The sequence below is a fragment of the Anaerovorax odorimutans DSM 5092 genome, from assembly GCF_000426305.1.
GTDB classification, from domain to species: domain Bacteria; phylum Bacillota; class Clostridia; order Peptostreptococcales; family Anaerovoracaceae; genus Anaerovorax; species Anaerovorax odorimutans.
On record NZ_AUFC01000012.1, the window covers coordinates 31,395 to 49,663 of the forward strand.

18 protein-coding genes and 1 pseudogene are annotated in these 18,269 nt (G+C 28.7%); 18 read left to right on the forward strand and 1 reads right to left on the reverse strand.

The window, feature by feature from the left end; genetic code table 11:
* Positions 1 to 461: 461 nt before the first annotated feature.
* The 5 genes from K292_RS16085 (at position 462) to K292_RS0105420 (ending at position 4,938) form a co-directional block, all read left to right on the forward strand.
* On the forward strand, positions 462 to 1,595 hold the full coding sequence (locus tag K292_RS16085) for a YibE/F family protein (protein ID WP_051280385.1): 1,134 nt from the start codon (positions 462 to 464) through the stop codon (positions 1,593 to 1,595).
* Positions 1,592 to 2,401 carry a YibE/F family protein gene (locus tag K292_RS16090; RefSeq protein ID WP_051280387.1) on the forward strand — a complete coding sequence of 270 codons (810 nt, stop codon included), beginning with the start codon at positions 1,592 to 1,594 and terminating at the stop codon, positions 2,399 to 2,401. Before K292_RS16085 ends, K292_RS16090 begins: the two co-directional genes overlap by 4 nt.
* Before the next feature lie 597 nt (positions 2,402 to 2,998).
* On the forward strand, positions 2,999 to 3,577 hold the full coding sequence (locus tag K292_RS0105410) for an HTH domain-containing protein (RefSeq protein ID WP_027398983.1): 579 nt from the start codon (positions 2,999 to 3,001) through the stop codon (positions 3,575 to 3,577).
* A 102-nt stretch (positions 3,578 to 3,679) separates the two neighbouring features.
* Positions 3,680 to 4,186, forward strand: coding sequence for a hypothetical protein (locus K292_RS0105415; RefSeq protein WP_027398984.1), 507 nt, complete (start codon positions 3,680 to 3,682; stop codon positions 4,184 to 4,186).
* Between the two features lie 47 nt (positions 4,187 to 4,233).
* On the forward strand, positions 4,234 to 4,938 hold the full coding sequence (locus K292_RS0105420) for a hypothetical protein (RefSeq protein WP_027398985.1): 705 nt from the start codon (positions 4,234 to 4,236) through the stop codon (positions 4,936 to 4,938).
* 48 nt (positions 4,939 to 4,986) lie between these two features.
* Here the strand turns inward: K292_RS0105420 and K292_RS0105425 are convergent, their stop codons facing one another.
* Positions 4,987 to 5,226 carry a helix-turn-helix domain-containing protein gene (locus K292_RS0105425; protein WP_027398986.1) on the reverse strand — a complete coding sequence of 80 codons (240 nt, stop codon included), beginning with the start codon at positions 5,224 to 5,226 and terminating at the stop codon, positions 4,987 to 4,989.
* Between the two features lie 114 nt (positions 5,227 to 5,340).
* On the opposite strand from K292_RS0105425, the gene K292_RS16095 reads away from it, so the two are divergent.
* From K292_RS16095 to K292_RS0105495, 13 genes and pseudogenes are all read left to right on the forward strand, one after another.
* On the forward strand, positions 5,341 to 5,565 hold the full coding sequence (locus K292_RS16095; protein WP_051280389.1) for a sporulation initiation factor Spo0A C-terminal domain-containing protein: 225 nt from the start codon (positions 5,341 to 5,343) through the stop codon (positions 5,563 to 5,565).
* 159 nt (positions 5,566 to 5,724) lie between these two features.
* Positions 5,725 to 5,883 (forward strand): rubredoxin, encoded by a 159-nt coding sequence (gene rd, locus K292_RS18200; protein WP_084145904.1) that lies wholly within the window; start codon positions 5,725 to 5,727, stop codon positions 5,881 to 5,883.
* A 566-nt stretch (positions 5,884 to 6,449) separates the two neighbouring features.
* A complete protein-coding gene (locus K292_RS0105440; RefSeq protein ID WP_027398987.1) occupies positions 6,450 to 7,727 on the forward strand; it encodes an ATP-binding protein in 1,278 nt (425 codons plus the stop codon).
* Positions 7,728 to 8,108: 381 nt separating this feature from the next.
* Positions 8,109 to 8,942: a DNA-binding domain-containing protein gene (locus K292_RS0105445; protein WP_027398988.1), complete on the forward strand. Its 834-nt coding sequence runs from the start codon at positions 8,109 to 8,111 to the stop codon at positions 8,940 to 8,942.
* Positions 8,943 to 10,255: 1,313 nt separating this feature from the next.
* Positions 10,256 to 10,381, forward strand: a pseudogene (gene nrdD, locus K292_RS19515) (anaerobic ribonucleoside-triphosphate reductase); the annotation flags it as partial.
* A gap of 277 nt (positions 10,382 to 10,658) precedes the next feature.
* Positions 10,659 to 10,994: a YddF family protein gene (locus K292_RS0105455; RefSeq protein WP_051280391.1), complete on the forward strand. Its 336-nt coding sequence runs from the start codon at positions 10,659 to 10,661 to the stop codon at positions 10,992 to 10,994.
* A gap of 125 nt (positions 10,995 to 11,119) precedes the next feature.
* A complete protein-coding gene (locus tag K292_RS0105460; protein ID WP_027398991.1) occupies positions 11,120 to 12,370 on the forward strand; it encodes a mechanosensitive ion channel family protein in 1,251 nt (416 codons plus the stop codon).
* Positions 12,371 to 12,637: 267 nt separating this feature from the next.
* The gene (locus K292_RS0105470) at positions 12,638 to 13,198 is read left to right on the forward strand and encodes a uracil-DNA glycosylase (protein WP_027398992.1); all 561 of its coding nucleotides are present in this window, start codon (positions 12,638 to 12,640) and stop codon (positions 13,196 to 13,198) included.
* A 298-nt stretch (positions 13,199 to 13,496) separates the two neighbouring features.
* Positions 13,497 to 14,498, forward strand: coding sequence for a YhdH/YhfP family quinone oxidoreductase (locus K292_RS0105475; protein ID WP_037372610.1), 1,002 nt, complete (start codon positions 13,497 to 13,499; stop codon positions 14,496 to 14,498).
* 443 nt (positions 14,499 to 14,941) lie between these two features.
* Positions 14,942 to 15,559 carry a TetR/AcrR family transcriptional regulator gene (locus tag K292_RS0105480; RefSeq protein ID WP_027398994.1) on the forward strand — a complete coding sequence of 206 codons (618 nt, stop codon included), beginning with the start codon at positions 14,942 to 14,944 and terminating at the stop codon, positions 15,557 to 15,559.
* A gap of 167 nt (positions 15,560 to 15,726) precedes the next feature.
* Entirely contained in the window at positions 15,727 to 15,957 is a 231-nt protein-coding gene (locus K292_RS0105485) for a FeoA family protein (RefSeq protein WP_027398995.1), read from the forward strand.
* Entirely contained in the window at positions 15,954 to 17,993 is a 2,040-nt protein-coding gene (gene feoB, locus K292_RS0105490) for a ferrous iron transport protein B (protein WP_027398996.1), read from the forward strand. Before K292_RS0105485 ends, feoB begins: the two co-directional genes overlap by 4 nt.
* Before the next feature lie 19 nt (positions 17,994 to 18,012).
* Positions 18,013 to 18,243: a FeoC-like transcriptional regulator gene (locus tag K292_RS0105495; protein WP_027398997.1), complete on the forward strand. Its 231-nt coding sequence runs from the start codon at positions 18,013 to 18,015 to the stop codon at positions 18,241 to 18,243.
* Positions 18,244 to 18,269: the final 26 nt, after the last annotated feature.

An 18,269-nucleotide genomic window follows, 5' to 3' on the forward strand; every position in this document is an offset into this window, starting at 1 on the left:
AACTTTGCACTGAGTTTACCAAAAATTGAAAGAGTGTTACCGCTTGTGCAGATTTTCGACCGCTTGTGCAAAATACCTTGTTAACAATATTATAATATGGTAGCTTAAAAATGTTACATGACTTATCGGTAAACGAAAGAGTTTAACCTACCTAAAAGTCTCTTGGTATTTTATTATGAAAATTTCTCATTAATATATTGAGTGAAATAAAAGAACCTTAATAATTGATAGACTTTTAATTATTAAATTGATTAAATATGTAAATTATGCAATGGATATTTTGATTTAGTAATTTTACTCTTTTATTTATTGTGGTAAGAAAAAGGTGTTTAAGAGATTAAAACTTATGAAATAGATGATATTAAAGTATATACATGGTATAATTTGGTATAAAAGAGTAATTGTTAGGATAAAAATCGTAATGTACAGCTAGAAAATATATTAAATAAGGAAGCAAATATATGTTGGCAAAATTTGATGCAGTAAATATCATATGTAATTGTATAAAAAAGATAGAGAAAAAATATATCATACTGAACTTAGTAGTGATGATTGTTTTGATAATAGGAGTAATAATTATATTCAATAATTATGAGTGGTATGATACTACTATCGTTAAAATTAAAAGAGTAGAAAGTTCATTAAGTAATGTTCAAAGTGGTACGGAAGAAAAATATTATGACCAGGAAATATCAGGAATCATAATGAATGGTGACTTTAAGGGACAAAGTGCATCTTTGAAAAACGAGTATTCATTGTCAGGTGTCCTTGATGATAAGTATAAGCCTGGAGATGAGGTTTTTATTAAAATTAATGCTAATGATAATGGAATTTCAGGATCTATTTTGAATTTAAAAAGAGATAAATATATGGCTATTGTATTAGCTTTATTTATTTTTTTACTTTTTGTTGTGACAAACAAAAAAGGATTCTTTATTTTTATTTCTCTTTTTGTAAATATATGTGTATTATGGTATGCTTTAGCTTTAAATCATAAAGGCTATAATATTTTAATAATTAGTATATGTCTTGTACTTTTCTTTACTTTTTTTTCTTTAATTTTCATAAGCGGATTAAAAAAGAAAACTTTCGTTGCCATACTTTCCACATTGATTTCGTTATTTATTACAATGATAATATTCAAAATTTTTATGATTTATACACAAGGGGTAGACTATACCTATATGGAGTATAATACAGGTCAAAATTCTTTGTCGGGTCTTTTTCTATCACAAATATTAATAGGAGGAATGGGAGCTATAATGGATGTAGCAATAACCGAAGCATCGGCAATTAACGAATTAGTTAATATAAACAAAGAGATATCCATAAAAACTTTAATAAAGTCAGGCTATGAAGTGGGTTATGACATTATGGGAACGATGATTAACATTTTGCTTTTTACTTATATTTGCGGAATAATTCCATTAATTATATTAAAAATGAAGAACAATATAAAAATAAGTACAATTGTGACTCAAATACCAATGGAAATATATGGGTTTATGATAGGAAGTATAGGAGTTCTGCTGGCTATACCAATTTCTTTGTTTACTTCAATTGTTATATTTAAAAAGTTGAGGAGGCTCATATGATAAAAGCATTAGCTGTGGTTTTAGTTATACTGCTTTATATAGTTGGTGGAAATCGCGGAATAATAACTTTCAAATCACTTTTTTTTAATATTGCCGTTCTTTCCCTTTCAATATTGCTGATGACTTATGGTTGGGATCCGGTGATTGTTACATTTATCAGCAGCTTGATAATATGCTATATTACTTTATTTTATCAAAATGGTAAAAATTCTAAAACTATTGCATCATTTTTTTCTGTTGTTGTAGTTTTATTGGTTTTATTTTCTCTATCATATTATGTGGGATATGAGGCTCATCTTGGAGGTATTGATGAGATAATTCGATACGAAGATGAAATAGATATGCTTTCTCATGATATTAATATTAATATGTCTAAAATAGCTGTTGCAATGATTATTACAGGACTGATTGGAGCTGCAATAGATGCGTCAATAGCAATTGCATCTGCTGTTTATGAAGTGTATAAAAACAATAGATGTTTAAACTTAATGGAATTGTTTAAATCAGGTATTAATATCGGCAGCGATATTTTGGGAGCATCAGTGAATACTTTATTTTTTGCATGTCTTGGAGAGTCCTTATCCATGTTTGCGTTATTAAAGATTTATAAATATTCCATATTAGATTTAATTAATTCAAAAGCATTTTGCCAGGAATTTATAAATATTATTATCAGCTGCATAGCTTGTATTTTAGTTATACCTTTAACTGCAATAATTGTTTCTTACATTCTTAAGAATCCAAATAAATTTGAAAAACATCTTTTAAAAGATGAATTGTTTTTAGATTTTAATAAAGAAAAATAGATAAGGAAGCTTTATATAATTAAATAAGATAATTAGCTTTATCTTATTTAATATCGGATAACTTGTTCTTTTCTAGAAAAATAAGCCCAGATATATTAAAACTGCAGTAGAAAAAGTATTAAGAGAGTATTCTTATAAAAAGAATGCTGATAGAATATCAATAAGCTTTAAGACATCTGAAGGAGCGAGAAAAGGGGTGTCTGCTATACTTATGATTATTAATGCATAAATGTCTTCCATACTGTTGTCGCGGGTGAGTGTTATAATAATTCCTGTGATTGAGACAGCGTTGCTGTAAGGTAGGAATTATTGAAACATGTTTGGATAACTTGTGGCATGTTATAATGGTTTCTATGATTGAGACAGCGTTGCTGTAAGGTAGGAATTATTGAAACATGTTTGGATAACTTGTGGCATGTTATAATGGTTTCTATGATTGAAACAGCGTTGCTGTAAGGATGAAACCATTGAAACATGTTTGGCAGTTTGTGGCATGTTATAATGGTTTCTATGATTGAAACAGCGTTGCTGTAAGGTAGGAATCATGTATGGAATATTAAGATAACGTGTTATAAAATATTTTAGGTGGTGATTGTAATGCAAAGTATATTGCTGGCATATCTGAAAAAAGATGAGATGAATATCATAAAAAATGAAATCAAATTAAAAGATTATGAAATACAAGAAGCAGTATGTGCCGAAGATCTTATAGCTTTGCCAGCATTTGCTCTGATAATTGATCCAACTTTATTACAGACTGATGAAATTAATATGATTCTTGATTATTTTGGAGAAATTGATGTTTTTTCAGAAACAATTATTTTTACAAATCAAGTTGAATTACCGAAGAAATTAAAAGGTAAGATAAAATTATATGAGAAATTTGAAGATGTAGTTTCTGAACTAAAGTATATAATTCTTTCTGCGTATCAAAAAACTAAAAAAGCAGATGATTTTAGTAGTAAATTATCATATGGAATCTTAATTTTAAGTGAAATAAGAAAAAAGCCTGGCATAACTACGAAACAATTAGCGAAACGCTGTGAAAGATCTGAACGAACAATACAGAGATACATTGAGGCACTGCGGGCAGCAGGAGAGTGGATAGAATATGATACAACTATAAAAGGGTGGAAGCTTTTAGAGGGAAAATCAGTACTTTGGGGGGATTTCTAAAGAAATTATTTTAAGTGCCAGATATTTAATTAAATTGTCTTGTTTCAAAAAAAGCTTAGGTATTAGAAAATCTAGAAAATTACAATATAGGAAAAAGTTATATTGGCATTTTATGAAAGAGTAAACGGAGGTGTGAAATTGTGCATTTCGGAATTAACAAAGTTATTGGAAGAACGAAATTCCTTGATTGATACATTGAAAATACATGATTTAAGTGAATTAGATATGAAAATTGTATCAGCAATTTTAGAAATTATAAATGAGGATAAGCCAATTATATTTCTTGATGAATATGATGTTAAAGATATGATTTGCGGGAAAGTAGGTTTGCACTTTATGGCTTCATCGTTTATGTTAACAGAGTTGAATCATAAAATTCAACATATTTTAAAAGATGAAATATTTAATACTGAAGTTTTTGACGCAGAGAATATTTTACTTTACATATCTTGCGGTAAAGATATATCAATACAAGTTATTAATAAAATTGCATCTGAAATAAAATCACATGTTAAACTTGAAGTACAGATAAAACTTGGATGTGGAATAAGTGATGATGAAAATATAATTCATGTTTATGTAATATACAGCAGAAATAAAAGAATATAAATTTTATGTAAGACGCATTATTTTAGCTATATGAGGTACAAGGAATTATGGAAAATTTGATGAAGAATGATATAGCTTATTTAGAAGAACAGTTATTCAGTAAATGGAAAAAAGAACGTAATTATGATTATTTTATAAAAGATGGAGTTGTTAATCCTCAAGTTTGGGAAAAACAAAAAATTAAGATAACTTTTGTTCTAAAAGAAGCTAATTGGGAAAACGAGGATGTTGATATGAAGGCTTGGATTTTATCTGAATCAAGCCCTACATATTGGAAAACTTGGAATAATATTTCAAGATGGACAAAAGGTATTTTAGAAGGTGGGGAGTATCCAGTCCATGTTTCTAAAAAAGATAAAACATATTGGCTCAGCAGAATTAGCTTTATAAATCTAAAAAAGGTAGGCGGCGATAGTAAAGCCAATGATAAGGAAATTCGTAAATATGCAATAAATGATTCAAAATATCTTCTGGAGCAGCTTAATATTTATCGTCCGGATATTATTATTTGCTGTGGTCGTGGAACGGGTAAAAATGCTGATTTATTGTATGAAGAAATATTAGGAGAAAATACATTGACTAAATGGCAGCCGCCAATAAACGGATTTAACTATTTCTATACTCAATTTTATGGAAAAGAAAATAAAACTCCTGTTATTTCATTTTATCATCCGCAAAGAATCGCAAGTCATGAAGTTTTTGAAAATTGGTATAAGGATATATGCACTATTGCAGAAAGTTTAGTGCGATAAAAGACCAGATATCAAAGTAAAAGCTTCTAAATAAGTACATACTTTCTGCTATTTCAGTAATTCATCATAACTGGTATGCAATACTTCTTTAATTCCTTTAAGTTGAGATGCGTATATGTGTTGTATTCCACGTTCGATTTTTACTAGAGATTCACGTGTAATAGAAATTCCTTTTAAATTTAATAAACGTACAAGTTCTGTTTGCCCAATTTTTTTAGAGGTTCTTATTTCACGTATATTTTTACCAATTGAAATTAAATTATCTGATTTTATTTTTTGCTCATACATATGAAAAACTCCTCCTAAATTTTTGAACTTGTTTTAGTCCTAATATTCTTTATTTTAAAGTTATTTTTTGTTATAATGGGACTAATATAAGTCCTATATTTTGTAGGATATTATATGAGCATGGAAGATATATATATAATTGCAAAGAAAAATGGAATTACTGTTGCCAAATTAAAAAATGAAATGCAGGAAGCGATAAATATGGCATATAAAAATCCACATGATGATGGTATTACAAAAGCATATCAAAACAAGATTCCTTGTAAAGATTATATTCCAACGGTAAATGAATTTATTTACTATGTAATTAATGAAACAAATAAAAGAAAAGATAAATGATATTTAAACTATATGATATGATGTAAAAAAACAAAGCGAGATGGGGATTAAATAATTTTGAATAATTGTTTATTTTGTGCAAGTATTGGGTAAAACTAAAAATATACTTATTAAACAAAAAAACAATTTAAATTTGAATTAAAACAAGGAGGTCAAGTTATGAACAAATATGTATGTAGTGTCTGCGGTTATGTATATGATGAAGCGGAAGGTATTCCATCTGATGGAATTGAGCCAGGTACAAAATGGGAAGATTTACCTGAAGATTGGGTTTGTCCGTTATGCGGAGTCGGCAAAGATGAATTTGAATTGCAGTAAAGCAATTATACTTAAAAATATGTAAGATTAATAATTTAGAATAGGCGTGAGGGTTTTACTCTCACGTTATATTTTTATAAAATATAAAAATATATTTTACTTCCTAAAGAATATTTAGTACCATATGATTATTCAAAATAAAAATTCAAAATAACGGAATATATACACTTTAAAACAAATTTTAAAGTTAAAAATATGATAAGGTAGCGTTTAAAGGAATATAAGTTATTTTTATTAAATTAATTTTAGATTTATAGCTTTATTTCTCTATCTTGATCATTGTAGTTAAATAAGTAAGTCTTTTTAAATTTTATTTTTCTTTTGTAAATAATTTTATACTAACAATTATTAAGTATACTTATGAATTTTGTGTTGAAAATAAGGACAATAAATAAATTTTAAAATTACTAATAGAATTATGAAATCTTTTATATTTAAGTATACGGAATTTTTGGCTTTAGAAGTTTTTCTAAGGTTTATATAAAATGTGGTTTTGCATTTTTATAAAATTATATATAATACCTGTAGGTTATTAGCATTTTTATCGTTTTTTAGGAGGCTTATTTATGAACAAATTAAAGCATACTTTTATCGTAGCTTTTTCCATAGCATTTGCATCATTATTTAATATAGATATATTTATAAAAGGCTTTATTATTACACTTTCTATTATTCTTTTCCCTATTTTTCTAGACAATTATTATAAATTAAATCCTATAAAAACAGCTATAGTAACAGGGATTGTATCTCCGGTTTTCAGAGAGCTGATAGTGTATTTTCAGATAGGCGATTTAGAACAATCCTTAGCACTTGTTTCTCCGGATGTTGTATTTTATTTTACTTACGGAATTGTTTATTATTTTCTTTATTATAACAGGGAAAAGGATTATACCAGATTTTTCTTTACAATCTTAGCTTGTGATTTCATTTCTAACATAGCGGAAATGTCAGTTAGGACAAGCGTTATAAAATATAATGTAAAAATTATTGAAGGATTAATTATAATAGCTTTAATAAGGTCAATTATTGTTTTGGTAATTACAATGATTTTCAGACATTACAAAGCTTTTCTAATAAAAGAGGACCATGAGGCACGATATCGTAAACTTATGATTTTGACATCTAGCTTTAAAAGTGAAATCTATATCATGAATAAAAATATGAACGAAATTGAAGATATTACTAAAAAAGCTTTTAAAGCATATAAGATTATAGAAGAACAAAATTATTTAGATGAATTAAAAAAATTAGCCTTGGATATTTCAAAAGATATTCATGAAATAAAAAAAGGATATATGAGAGTAGTAGCAGGTCTTGAAGATATTTCCATTGAGCAGCTTGATGTTTCTAAGATGAGTATTCGTGATATTATTCGTATTTTAAAATTTGATATTGATGAACAAATAAGACATGAAAACTTAGATATAATTTTCTATACAGAGGTTAAAACTAATTTTTATATAGAAGAACATTTTTATTTAATGTCTATTCTTAAAAATTTAACAGTAAATTCTATCGAGAGTTTAGATGGTAAAAAAAATGGTAAAGTTAATTTGAAAGTTTTTCAAATAGAAGGGTACTATATTATTGAAGTTATAGATAATGGAAATGGAATAAAAAGTAGTAATGCTGATTATATATTCAATCCGGGATTTTCCACTAAATTTGACAAAGAAACTGGAGATATAAGCAGAGGCGTGGGACTGACTTTAGTTAGAGATTTAATTCAAGATGTATTTAAAGGAAGTATTTCTTTTAAATCCGAAGAAAAAATAGGAACAATTTTTACTGTAAAAATTCCCGTTAGTTCTCTGACAATTGAGAATCTTTATTTAAATCAGTAAAATTATGATTATTTTTGAAGCATTGTGAAGCACTATGAAAAAATGTGATATTATATACAATAATAGGAAGCTTTTATTATAACATGCCACAAGTTCTCCAAACATGTTTCAATGGTTTCCTCCTTACAGCAACGCTGTATTAATCATAGAAAACATTATATCATGACTCAGGTTATCCAAGCATGATTCAATGATTTCTTCCTCTCAGCAACGCTGTTTTAATTATAGGAATCATTATATCTTAATATTTTTATAGAAATATATTTAAAAATATTTGTAATAAAGTTAAAAATTATAAAATGTTTATTTTTTGGAAAAGTGTGTATATTTAAAGAACATTCCGAAGATTACTGAGATTTGTTTAGTAAAGGAGGATCAGTAATGAAATATTACATTGTAGATGATGATGTTAATATAGTAAAAATATTGACTAATATTATTGAGCAAAAGGATATTGGTGAAGTAGTAGGTTATTCTTATGATGGTGAGAAGGCTTTAAAAGATATTATTTTAAAAAGTCCTGATATTGTTTTTGTTGATTTTTTAATGCCTCAAAAAGATGGAAACAGTTTAGTAAAAGAAATAAAAACCATTAAGCCTATGATTAATTTTATAATGATTTCACAAATATCAGATAAAGAATTGATTTCTGAAGTTTATAAATCAGGTATTGAATTTTTTATTACTAAGCCTATAAATATAATAGAAGTTGAGAAAGTTACAGCACTTGTAGCTGAAAAAATACAGATGGCAAATTTATTATCAAACATAAAAGAAATGTTTGGCAATACAGAAATAAAAGAACAATCAAAACCTGATAAATTAAAAGAAATAAAATATTTGTTGAATATGCTTGGAATGTTAGGGGAAAAAGGGACTGGTGACATTTTGCTTATATGCGAATATTTGATGAATAAAAATTCCGACTATACTCATGAAACTATTCCTGAAATGTGTATACAGATTAATGAAAATCCAAAGATATTAAAGCAAAGAATAAGAAGAGCTATAAAAAAAGGTCTTATTAATATGGCTTATTTAGGAATAGAAGACTTCTATAATGATATATTTCAAAATTATTCTAATGTTTTCTTTGATTTTGAAAGCGTAAAAAAGGAAATGGATTATGTCAGAAAAAAGAGTTTGGCGGGAGGTCAGGTCAACATTGATAAATTTATTGAAAGATTGATACTTCAAAGCCAAGATAAATTTTAAAATATTTTATTACAACTGAACATAAAAATACTTTAAAAATCATAAAAATTAAATTTTTTATGATTTTTTTTGTTAAAAAAATATATTTTTTGAAGAATTTTGAGACAAATTGAAACCTATATGTATAATCCTAATTGTTCAGTTTGTACATCCGTGTTTCGGGTTTGTAGTAATCCTTGCAGATATGGAGGCAGTTATATAGACTGACTCAGAAAAAGAATTCGGAGAAATAGCATTAGAAGGAGCATTACTTTATCCTCCAATAATCTTTTGTGTAGTACCGGGAAAAAATGAAATGAAACAGCACAAAAATATTTTCTAATATTGGGAATCGATTTCCAAGATCTGTACCTGAAAAACAAGGAGTTTATCTGGGAGAGTAGAGCGGAAAATTTAAAGCCTATGAATATGTATTAGATAGAAATAATTAGAAAAAATAGCCATAAACCTTAATAAGCCAAATCAGGAAAACCTTGATAAAATAACATTAGAAGAAGCAGCGCAATATATAGAAGAAAGTCATTTCATACCCGGAAGCATACTTCTAAAAGTACAGACTGCAATGAAATTTGTAAGAGTAATTCCAACTAAAAAGCTATATGTACCTCCTTATATAAAGCAACGGATGCTCTTGATGGAAACGCGGGGACAGTTATTACTTTTGCATAGATTCTAGTACCCTCATCTAAAAGTCCTCATTCTCACATTTAATAAAAAACCAATTCCCTCTCCTATAGGGGAGAGGGTTGGGTGAGGGTCAAAATATGTTTTGTTCTATTATCTTATTTTATTTTTCTTAATGTAAATTATATTCCTCAATATATGTAATCATAAATTTTTTTAACTGACTCTAATAATTATCTATGACTGTAACAGAAAGAGATGGAAGAAAAAAGGAATTATGGACACCATACGATAATGCTACAAGGCCAGATTTAGCAATAATAACAAATAACTTCTTAATATTTATGAGTTAATAGATTAGCTAATTATAGATAAAGTTAAATTATTAAATTATATAAATCCGGTTTAAGCTGTAATAAAAATATTTAATATTTTTATTACAGCTTAATTAAATGAAAATTTTTTAAATAGATTGACTTCCACAATATATAGGGGTAAAATGGAATAGAACACAATAGATAGGGGGAATATTAATGGAAATTATCGTAAAAGGTCAAGAGATTGATCAAAAAGAGAAGCAGGCATATGTTAAATATTTGGAAGAAAAATACAATCGTAAGATTGCAAGCCTTGAAATTAAATTAGATGATGATTATGTAGATTTAAGCTATCATTTTCAGCCGGAGCCATTTGAAAGAATACGAAGGATTACAGGGTATTTAACTGGAACTTTAGATTCATGGAATAATTCAAAACGAGCAGAAGAAGCTGATAGAGTAAAGCACAGTCTTGAATCTAGTATGGAAATGATATAGAATACTTTTATTCAGACTTTAATCTTATAAATTTATACTAAATAAAAACCCTAGAGAAATCTAGGGTTTTATGATTAAAAAACTCAGTATACTAAATAAATTTTGTAAAGTATTAATATTTTAAAATAAATTTTAAAACTTAATTGGATAAACTTAACTTTTATTAAGCAATATAATAAACATAGAGCATATACATAACAAAATATCAGATATAATTTTAGTTGATTATATTTTAGGGTATAAATAATTATTCTAAATAAAGAAAGGCAGATATGTTATGATAAACGATAATTTACCGATTGGATTATTTAATGGTACAGTAGCTACTACAAATGGATTATATAGGATAAAAGATATAGATTCTGAAACAGCAAAAAAATATATAAAGAAAAATGGATTTATATCAGCAATTGGTCATAAAGCTACAGCTGAAATTATGTCAGAATTATTGGAAGATAATATTTTAATGAATAGAATTGAATTCTTCCAACAAATAGGGCAGATTGCTATTGTTTTTAAATTAAATGAAAGGCCGCCGGAAGGGGAGATATTAGACCGAAAAGAGATTGAACGTATTGGATATAGCCTGAAAATAATGGAAAGGCTTGAATGATTCTCTTAATAAAAACTTGTAGTGATTTATGTTTAAATTAAAAATAAAATTTATAGATAATTGTAATTTAGCAATGTAATTCTAGTTATAAAAATATTACATAAATGAAAGGAATAGTTATAAGAATGATTAAATGGTTTGATAAATTTTTAATTGCACAAGGATTGAGTGAAACAATAAGTAAATATATTTCCGGTGTGGTTATACTCATTTTTATCGTGATTGTCAGTATGCTTGCATATTTTATTGCCATTAAAATTTTACTTAAAATCTTAAGTGCAATCATAGCAAAAAGTAAAACAAAATGGGATGACATAATTTTGCATCATAAAGTATTTGAACGTTTGATTCTTGTAATTCCTGCACTTATAGTTCATTCCTTTGCACCGACATTTCCTGCTGCACAAGAATGGATTCGGCGTATAGCTTTTTGCCTAATTGTATTTGGAATCCTTATGGCTCTGGATAAACTTTTGGACGCTATAGATGATATTTATAGTAATTATGAGATTTCAAAGTTCAGACCAATTAAAGGATATCTACAAGTTCTGAAAATTGTTGCATATATTATTGGTGCTATAATTATTCTAAGTGCCCTAATGGATAAATCTCCGCTGCTTTTACTAGGAGGTATAGGAGCTGCAACTGCAGTGCTTTTACTTATTTTTCAAAATACCATTTTAGGTTTTGTTGCAAGCCTTCAACTTACTGAAAATGATATGGTACGTCTGGGAGACTGGATTGAGATGTCAAAACATGGCGCAGATGGAGAAGTTACAGAAATCACCCTGCATACAGTAAAAGTCCAGAATTGGGATAATACAATTACTACAATTCCAACGTATGCACTTGTATCTGAGTCGTTTAAAAATTGGAGACCTATGCAAGAAGCAGGAGGCAGAAGGATTGCCAAGTCTGTTTATATTGATATGACCAGTATTAAGTTTTGTGATACGGAAATGCTGGAAAGATATGAAAAAGTACAATATATTAGAGATTATTTGAAAGAAAAGGTATACGAGGTTGACACTTACAATAAGAGGCATAAAATTGATGAATCAAGTGTGGTAAATGGGAGGGCATTGACAAATATTGGTACATTCCGTGCATATGTGGATGCCTATCTGAAAAATCATCCTAAAATTCATAAGAGCATGACTAGGATAGTTAGACAGCTTAATCCTACAGAACACGGACTGCCAATTGAGATTTATGCTTTTACAAATACTACAGTATGGAAGGATTATGAAGATATACAAGCAGATATATTTGATCATATCTTTGCAATTCTTCCTCAGTTTGATCTTCGCATTTTTCAAAGTCCTACAGGACATGACCTTAAAAATGTACAAAATTTACTTAAGGATATACAGTAAGAAATATAATCATTAAAATTGAAAGTTTTTAAAATTATATCATCTGATTTAAAAATGTTGTCTTTGGAGGATTGCCTTTAAATGGATAAAGACACTATAAAAAGTATTATAAGGAATTTTAAAATAGGGAAAATATTGGATAAGGTTAAGACAGATTATTGTTTTAAATAGGAAAAAGGACTATAATAATAACAAAATAACAGATAAATAAAGTCTTTTTATAAATTATAGATAAAGATAAAATAAAGTATTTATATGGTGGATAATGTGTATAGTCTAAAGGAATTAGAAGAAATAGTAAAAAGATGCAGAAGATGTCCCTTATCAGAGACCAGAACCAATGTAGTATTTGGAGAAGGGGACGTAAGTAATCGTATTATGTTTATAGGAGAAGGTCCGGGATATAATGAGGATAAAATAGGAAGACCTTTTGTAGGTAGGGCAGGAGAACTATTTGACAAGATGTTAAAAGCAGTTGAGTTAACAAGAGACGATATTTACATTGCTAATATTGTTAAATGTAGGCCTCCAAACAATAGAAATCCTTTAGAAGAAGAAAGCAAGAATTGCATTGAGTTTTTAAGATGGCAGGTAAAAATAATAGATCCTGATATAATAGTATGCTTAGGTGCTGTCGCAGCTAAAAATATTATTCAGAAAGATTTTAGAATTACTAAAAATAGGGGAATCTGGTACAGTAAAGGTAAATTTAATATAATAGCAACATATCATCCAGCAGCAATTTTACGAGATGCAGATAAGAAAAAAGATGCATGGGAAGATTTTAAAGCTATAAAGAATATGTACAATAAAATATGCGTAACATAAATGAACAAAATGCCTAAAAATAATTTAACGATAATAGATAGTAGATGATGATTATTGATCTGATAACATATTATATTCAGTAATTAATACTAATTAAAAGATTTAGTTTTTAAAATTACTGAATATAAATAGGACTACGGTTATTCATATAAGTATTTTAATATATTTATAATAATTTTTTATATAATAGAAATGTAAAACATAGATGTAACTTTTACTACAAATTACACAAAACTATTGTCGTGTTACAATAAGTTTAATATTTAACTTATTGTAAAGAGAAAGGAGTTAACTGAAAATGACAACGAATTTTAAAGCTATAGTAGTCAGTGAAAACGAAAATGGAGAATTTTCAAGAAACATTGTGACTAAAGATATTTCCTCTTTACCTTCAGGTGATGTTTTGATTAATGTAAAATATTCCTCCTTAAATTATAAGGATGCTCTTTCAGCTACAGGTAATAAAGGGGTAACGAGAAAATATCCTCATACTCCTGGAGTAGATGCTGCCGGGATTGTGAAAGAAAGCACGAATGAAAATTTTAAAATAGGAGATCAGGTAATTGTAACAGGGTATGATTTAGGCATGAACACATCTGGGGGATTTGGCCAGTATATCAGGGTACCAGCTGAATGGATTGTGAAATTACCTAAAAACTTTTCATTAAAAGAAAGTATGATTTTAGGCACGGCAGGATTTACGGCAGCACTCTCTGTAAGTAAACTAGTAAATTACAAAATAAAACCTGATGATGGAGAAATCTTGGTAACAGGTGCTACAGGTGGAGTTGGAAGTGTAGCTGTTTCTATTTTAAGTAAGTTGGGGTACAATGTTATAGCTGCAACAGGTAAGTCTCAATTGAAAGATATGCTACTAAAATTGGGAGCAAAAGATATCATTTTAAGAGATGAGTTAGATGACCAGTCAGGAAAACCTTTGATTAAAGGAAGATGGGCAGGTGCTATTGATACGGTAGGAGGGAATATTTTAGCAACAGTTCTAAAATCTACTCAATATGGAGGTTGTGTAACTTGTTGCGGAAATGTAGCCTCCCATAAGCTTTTAACTACTGTATATCCTTTTATCTTACGAGGTGTTTCCTTAATGGGGGTAGATTCTGTTCAATGCCCTATGAATTTGAGAACAGAATTATGGGATAAGCTTTCAGCGGATTGGAAACCTGATAATTTGCATGAGAATGTTGAAGAAGTGACTTTGAAGGAATTAGATGATAAAATAGAAAAAATTCTTAATGGACAATTAAAAGGGAGAACTATTGTAAATCTTGATAATGATTAATTACGTACTCTCTAGTATATATAGGTAAAAAAATTGGGGGCAGATTTATTAAATCTGCCCTATATTAATAGATTATTATATAAATATATTTGCAGTTTTTATATAATAAATGTCTATCTCTTAAGCTATTTTTGCTGTTAACCATTTTATCGGATTGAAAATATTTAATTAAAATTGTTGTTATGATACATGTGTTAATAAATATATCAGCCTGTTTTTCAGAAAGTTTTTTTTCGATTTATTTTTCTAATGTTTCTTATTACTCCTTCCCTATAATTTCATTTTTTCTTCAAAAGCTTTTATGAAAAACTGTTATTCTGGAATTCCTTATAATGAAGGTTATTTTATTATAGTTAAATTTTGTAATAGTTGCTTGACAAAAAAAATAAGTTAGTGTAATATAACAGTGTTATATAACACTGTTATATTTTGGTGGTGATAATATGAGCAGTGATGATTTAAATACATTACAAAAAATAATGACTGAAGGTAAAAAAGAATTTTTAGAAAGGGGTTTCAATGATGCTTCTTTGAGAAATATTGTAAAACGTGCTGGTGTTACTACAGGGGCGTTTTACGGATATTATAAAGATAAAAATGCTTTGTTTGAAGCTTTAGTTCTTCCAGCAGTTAGTGGGTTAAAAGATATATTTTTGTCAGGGCAGCAAGAATTTGATAGTCTACCTGAAGATGTAAAAAAGGGGATTTTATATAATTATACAACTGATGAGGTAAAGGGGCTTGTTAATTTCATATATGATTATTTTGATGAATTTAAATTGCTTGTTTCATGTGCAGATGGAACAGCCTTCTCAGATTTTATTCATGATCTGGTGGAAATTGAGTTGGAGTATACTTTGAAATTTATTAAATCCACAGGAAATGATGCTTTGGTTACCGGTAGAGCTACACCTGAACTATTGCATATTATTGCAAGTGCATTTTTTACAGCTGTTTTTGAAGTGGTTAAACATGATATGTCAAAAGAAGTTGCAGACAGTTATGTAGATAGCCTAAAACAATTTTTTATGGCAGGTTGGGAAACGATTTTAAACCCATAAAGAGAATACAAGTATTAGTAAAGAATAATTTTTGGATGAGGTGCCGAAAGGAACCTCAAAAAAATTATCATAAAGTTAGAACAATCTAACAAAAAAATAATAAAAGGGATATAAAAAGTTATATATGATATTAGTTATATTAAATTCAAAGTTTAGGAGGAGAGAATATGAAGAAATTGAGCTCAGCGAATAAAGGTGAAAAGGGTAAAATTACTTCGATTAAAGGAGATTCACGTTTTTTAAGCCGAATTACTTCAATAGGGCTTACTGTAGGAAGTAACGTTGAAATTATACAGAATCAAAAAAAATATCCGGTTTTAGTATTTGGCCGAGATACAATGATTGCCATCAATCGAAGTGAGTGCGAAAAAATAATGTTGGAGGTGGTTTCAGAATGAAAAATATAACAATAGCCCTTCTTGGCCAGCCGAACATAGGCAAATCTACATTATTTAACGGTTTAACTGGTTCCCGTCAGCATGTGGGAAATTGGCCGGGAAAAACAGTAGAAAAAAAAGAAGGTTATTTTAACTATAATGGTAATAGCTATACAGTTATGGACTTACCAGGTACATATAGTTTATCTGCAAATTCTGAAGAGGAAATTGTTACAAGAGATTATATTACAAGTGGCAATGCTGATTTAGTTTGTATTTTTGCAGACGCATCTCAACTTGAAAGAAGTTTATTTATGCTTGCTGATTATGCAGGTATAAAAACACCTGTACTACTATTACTAAATATGATGGATGTAGCTACTGAACAAGGCAAAAAAATTAATAGTGATAAAATTTCAAAAAAACTTGGTATTCCTGTAATTCCAATTGTTGCTTCAGATAGAGGTTGCTATGATAGCTTTTTAAATATACTGGAAAAGACAGCATCCATGTCTTGTAAAATAGATGAAAAAGATATTTTTAGCATGTATCAAACAAATATAGGAGACATATATAGCTCCGTATTTAGTTTATTACCTAAAGATGGAATCGGAGCTTTCTCCTCAGCCTGGCTTTCCGCAAAGTTGCTGGAACAGGATCCTCCGGTGATACAGACTGTTAAGTCTAATATAAGTGCGATGGACTGGAATGAAATTAATAAGCTATTAAAAGAAGTAGAAAATGGAAGCTTATTAACAGCAGACAGCAAATTCAAATGGATAGAAAGTTTATTAAAAGAGAATGTAATAAAAACTAAAAATGATAATAAAAAAATAAACCGGTTTGACCGTATTGCAACTAGTAAGATTTGGGGGAAGCCGCTGGCTATAGGTGTTATTGTCTTAGGTCTTATTATATCTATGGCAGTTGCTATACCAATTATGGGATTGTTTGGTTACTTACAGAGCATTATTGTATTGCCAATTTCTAATGGTTTATCTGCTATAGGTGTACCGGTAATAATTATTTCATTGATTCGTGATGGCATATTAACAGCTGTTGTTTTTGCATTGATGATGGTCAGCTTTGTATTTGGCATTAGCCTCGTGTTTGGATTTGTTGAAGAAATTGGTTATATGGCCCGTATTTCTTATGTTTTTGATAATACTATGTCCAAACTTGGATTACAGGGAAAAGCAATTATGCCGTTTTTGGTAAGCTTCGGATGCAATATTGGTGGTGTAAGCGGAACAAGAGTTATAGATTCATGGGGACAGCGTGTAACAACAATCGCACTTTCTTGGGTTATTCCTTGTGCGGCCACATGGAGTGTAATTGGATTAGTAAGTACTGTATTCTTTGGAAGCACGGCATTTTTAGTAGTTATATCACTGTTTGCAATAGCATTTTTACATATGTTTATCACTTCTAAAATATTTGGAAAGTATTTAATAAAAGAAAATGACAGGAATGGTTTGATTATGGAATTACCGCCGTATCATAAACCTAAATACAGAAATTTATTTCGATTTGTCTTTCTCCGTATGGGGGATGTACTTAAGCGTGCATTAAAGACTATTGTAATTGTAGCAGTTGTCTTTTGGGCATTATCATATACTAAAGAAGGTGATATTACAAACAGTATAATTTATAAAATAGGAACATTTATTGAACCTGTTACTATGTGGTTTGGTTTGCGATGGCAGACGTTTATGGCGTTTTTAGCTGCTGCCATGGGTAAAGAGGCTGCGCTTGGTGTTTTGGCATCTCTGTTTAATTCCCCTGGCCAAATAGCAGGTATATGGGATGTCATTTCTAATAATGCAGTCGTAACTACTTCGGGAATTGGAGGTGCACTGCAAGCCGGTATTTCAAAAGCAGAAGCATTAGCGTTTGTTTATGCGTTCTTCTTTAATGTTCCTTGTCTTTTAACAGTTGTTTCTACATTGCAGGAATCACACTCTGCTAAATGGACCTTACGTATTGTTGGTTATTATATAGTAATTGCATTACTTATGTCTGCAATAGCATACCATGTTGGACTTTTAATATTTTAGGGTGAAAAGGTGAAAACTTATGTTGATTGAAATTTTAGCTTTATTAAATAAAGAAAGAACATATTTAATGAATGAAATGGCTGATATTCTTAATACAGATACAGATACTTTAAAAGTGCAAATGGAATATTTAGAAAAACTTGGATATGTTAGAAAGGTAAGACCGAATATGGGGTGCAAAAATAAATGTATGGGTTGTTCAATTTCAAATAATAATATTTCAACTGTTGACATGTGGGAATTAGCTTAAATGCTTTATTAGAAATTTATATAATG

Excerpts from the sequence above, each read along its gene's own strand:
- K292_RS16095 (WP_051280389.1), top strand. The coding sequence starts at position 5,341 with ATGAGCATGGAAGATATATATATAATTGCAAAGAAAAATGGAATTACT.
- K292_RS0105485 (WP_027398995.1), top strand. The coding sequence starts at position 15,727 with ATGAAGAAATTGAGCTCAGCGAATAAAGGTGAAAAGGGTAAAATTACT.
- feoB (WP_027398996.1), top strand. The coding sequence starts at position 15,954 with ATGAAAAATATAACAATAGCCCTTCTTGGCCAGCCGAACATAGGCAAA.
- K292_RS0105480 (WP_027398994.1), top strand. The coding sequence starts at position 14,942 with ATGAGCAGTGATGATTTAAATACATTACAAAAAATAATGACTGAAGGT.
- K292_RS0105460 (WP_027398991.1), top strand. The coding sequence starts at position 11,120 with ATGATTAAATGGTTTGATAAATTTTTAATTGCACAAGGATTGAGTGAA.
- K292_RS0105455 (WP_051280391.1), top strand. The coding sequence starts at position 10,659 with ATGATAAACGATAATTTACCGATTGGATTATTTAATGGTACAGTAGCT.
- rd (WP_084145904.1), top strand. The coding sequence starts at position 5,725 with ATGAACAAATATGTATGTAGTGTCTGCGGTTATGTATATGATGAAGCG.
- K292_RS0105440 (WP_027398987.1), top strand. The coding sequence starts at position 6,450 with ATGAACAAATTAAAGCATACTTTTATCGTAGCTTTTTCCATAGCATTT.
- K292_RS0105495 (WP_027398997.1), top strand. The coding sequence starts at position 18,013 with ATGTTGATTGAAATTTTAGCTTTATTAAATAAAGAAAGAACATATTTA.
- K292_RS0105420 (WP_027398985.1), top strand. The coding sequence starts at position 4,234 with ATGGAAAATTTGATGAAGAATGATATAGCTTATTTAGAAGAACAGTTA.
- K292_RS0105475 (WP_037372610.1), top strand. The coding sequence starts at position 13,497 with ATGACAACGAATTTTAAAGCTATAGTAGTCAGTGAAAACGAAAATGGA.
- K292_RS16085 (WP_051280385.1), top strand. The coding sequence starts at position 462 with ATGTTGGCAAAATTTGATGCAGTAAATATCATATGTAATTGTATAAAA.
- K292_RS0105410 (WP_027398983.1), top strand. The coding sequence starts at position 2,999 with ATGCAAAGTATATTGCTGGCATATCTGAAAAAAGATGAGATGAATATC.
- K292_RS0105425 (WP_027398986.1), bottom strand. The coding sequence starts at position 5,226 with ATGTATGAGCAAAAAATAAAATCAGATAATTTAATTTCAATTGGTAAA.
- K292_RS0105445 (WP_027398988.1), top strand. The coding sequence starts at position 8,109 with ATGAAATATTACATTGTAGATGATGATGTTAATATAGTAAAAATATTG.
- K292_RS16090 (WP_051280387.1), top strand. The coding sequence starts at position 1,592 with ATGATAAAAGCATTAGCTGTGGTTTTAGTTATACTGCTTTATATAGTT.